The sequence below is a fragment of the Carnobacterium sp. genome (genome assembly GCF_032094055.1).
In the GTDB taxonomy this organism is placed as follows: domain Bacteria; phylum Bacillota; class Bacilli; order Lactobacillales; family Carnobacteriaceae; genus Carnobacterium_A.
This window is the reverse complement of record NZ_DAMDAK010000009.1, coordinates 36,814-39,059: the sequence shown is the minus strand read 5'-3', so window position 1 is coordinate 39,059 and position 2,246 is coordinate 36,814. Positions and strand designations below refer to the sequence as shown.

Annotated in this window: 3 protein-coding genes; 1 reads left to right on the top strand and 2 read right to left on the bottom strand. The window is 39.4% G+C overall.

All coding sequences use genetic code 11. The annotated features are described in order from the left end of the window. Positions 1-801 (bottom strand): alanine dehydrogenase (ald, locus tag RT405_RS02710; RefSeq protein WP_313467342.1); only part of this gene is annotated, 801 nt, incomplete at its 3' end. 212 nt (positions 802-1,013) lie between these two features. Then, positions 1,014-1,223, bottom strand: a complete 210-nt coding sequence (locus RT405_RS02705; RefSeq protein ID WP_313467340.1) for a YwbE family protein — start codon at positions 1,221-1,223, stop codon at positions 1,014-1,016. 179 nt (positions 1,224-1,402) lie between these two features. Here RT405_RS02705 and RT405_RS02700 point away from each other — a divergent pair. Beyond that, positions 1,403-2,246: AEC family transporter (locus RT405_RS02700; RefSeq protein ID WP_313467338.1), on the top strand; the 844-nt coding region annotated here is incomplete at its 3' end.

Here is a 2,246-nt window from a genome sequence, read left to right as displayed (position 1 = left end):
GACAGCAATATCCACAATCACGGAACCTTCTTCCATCGATTCAACCATTTCTTCTGTAACAAGTGTTGGAGCTTTAGATCCCGGAATCAACACAGCGCCGATTACTAAATCAGCCGTTTTCACTTGTTCCGCAATATTGTATTCATTCGACATCAACGTCGTGACAGAGTTTCCAAAAATGTTGCCTAATTCAGCTAAACGTGCAGGGTTTACATCTAAAATCGTGACATCGGCACCAAGTCCGACAGCCATTTTAGCTGCATGCATTCCTGAGACACCGCCGCCGATAATGACTACATTACCTGTTGAAACTCCTGGCGTACCGCCAAGCAGTAATCCTTTACCACCGTAGTTATTTTCTAAGAATTGAGCACCGATTTGGACAGCCATTCTACCGGCTACTTGACTCATTGGTGTTAATAACGGTAAGACCCCGTCTTTTTCCATTGTTTCATACCCAATTGCTGTTACGCCTGTTTCCATTAATTTTTCTGTTAATTCTTTAGCAGCTGCTAAGTGTAAATAAGTGAAGATGATCAATCCCTCACGGAAATAGCCGTATTCTTCTGGCAATGGTTCTTTAACTTTAATAACCATGTCTGCAGCCCAGACATCGTCTGCATTGTTAACAATTTTTGCACCTGATTCTTCAAACTCAGCGTCCGTAAAGCCTGCTGTTTTTCCAGCTGATGCTTCAACTAAAACTTCGTGTCCGCCTTCTGTAAGACTATAGACACCCGCTGGGGAAATAGCCACCCGATTTTCGTTATTTTTGATTTCTTTAGGTATACCGATTTTCATAATAATTTTCCTCCTATTGAAAATTCACTGAACTCAATTCGAACAGCTTACCTTATTATTATACCCCTCAATTCTTCAAATGTGAACCGAAACGCTGTTGCAAAAGAATGCAAAACCCGCTAAAAGCTTGCACTGGCAGTGTTAAAAGGCCCTTAAATTTTTTTAAAATTAGATTTGAAAACTATTGCAATTAGATGGCAATACAGCTATTTTTAAGCCGTTATAATTTTTTGTACTCGACCAACTTGATTGTCTTCTTCCAGCATGACTTTTATCCCATGAGGATGCTGGGCACTATTTGTTAGAATGCGTTTTACGTGCCCTCTTGTTAAGGTTCCAGTTCGCTGATCTTTTTTCAAGACAATATCCACTAGCGCACCGATTTTGATATCTGCTCTTTTTTTCCCATTCAATTCACTCATTTTTTCTCCTACTTTCTTTTGTTTTATTGTACCACATTCATTTTTGCTCACTAAAGCTTTCACTATTTTTTTACAGAATAGCTGGTCAATCGCTTTTTGCAACGGTATGATAGTTATAGCGCTGTTTATTACTGCTAGTTTAACATGCAGCAAAAAGATCAGGTAAAGGAGTTTAGTCCATGGGTCCCATTTTAATACAAGCCGTTGGTTTTTTATTGGTTATTCTTGTAGCCTATTTATTTAAAAAGAGAGGGATGTTAAAAGAGCAAGACGGACACATTCTTTCAAAAATTATTGTTTATATTACTTTACCGGCCGCTATTATCGTAGGTTTTAATGGTGTAGCTGTAAATGCAACTTTTTTCTTGATGATTTTCTTAGGGTTCTTCAGTAATGTTGTGTTAGTTGTTCTTGGTGGATTTTTGTGGCGAAAAAAATCTGCTGTTGATCAGTCGCTGCTAATGTTTGGTATCTCCGGGTACAATATCGGAAATTTCACCATGCCATTTGTTCAAGGCTTCTTCCCGGCTGCTGTGCCTTTTATCGGCAGTTTCGACATGGGGAATTCTTTAAGGCTGGCTGGCGGTACGACAGTTGCTGTTGAAAAAATGACAAGACAAAACAAAGAGGTTCTTTCTCTTGTTCGCACACTGCAAAAGCTGCTTTCTTCTCCGCCGTTTACTACATACCTGATTATGCTCATATTAGCTCTTACTGGCGTTGCTTTGCCGGATTCTATGCTGAATATCGTGCATCTTTTTTCAAATGCGAATGCTTTCTTATCCATGTTCATGATCGGATTGTACTTAGAATTACAAATCGACCGTTCTTCTTTAACCACAGTGGCAAAAATTTTAGGATTTCGTTATGGATGCGGCGCTGTTTTGGCTGCTGTATTTTACTTTTTACTGCCGCTGCCTCAAATCGTTCGCACCATTTTAGTTTTATTAGCCTTTGCTCCCTTTGCCAGTCTTTCAACGATCAACGCTATTATTTTCGGCAATAAGCCCACTAGGGTTGGAT

Excerpts from the sequence above, each read along its gene's own strand:
- RT405_RS02705 (WP_313467340.1), bottom strand. The coding sequence starts at position 1,223 with ATGAGTGAATTGAATGGGAAAAAAAGAGCAGATATCAAAATCGGTGCG.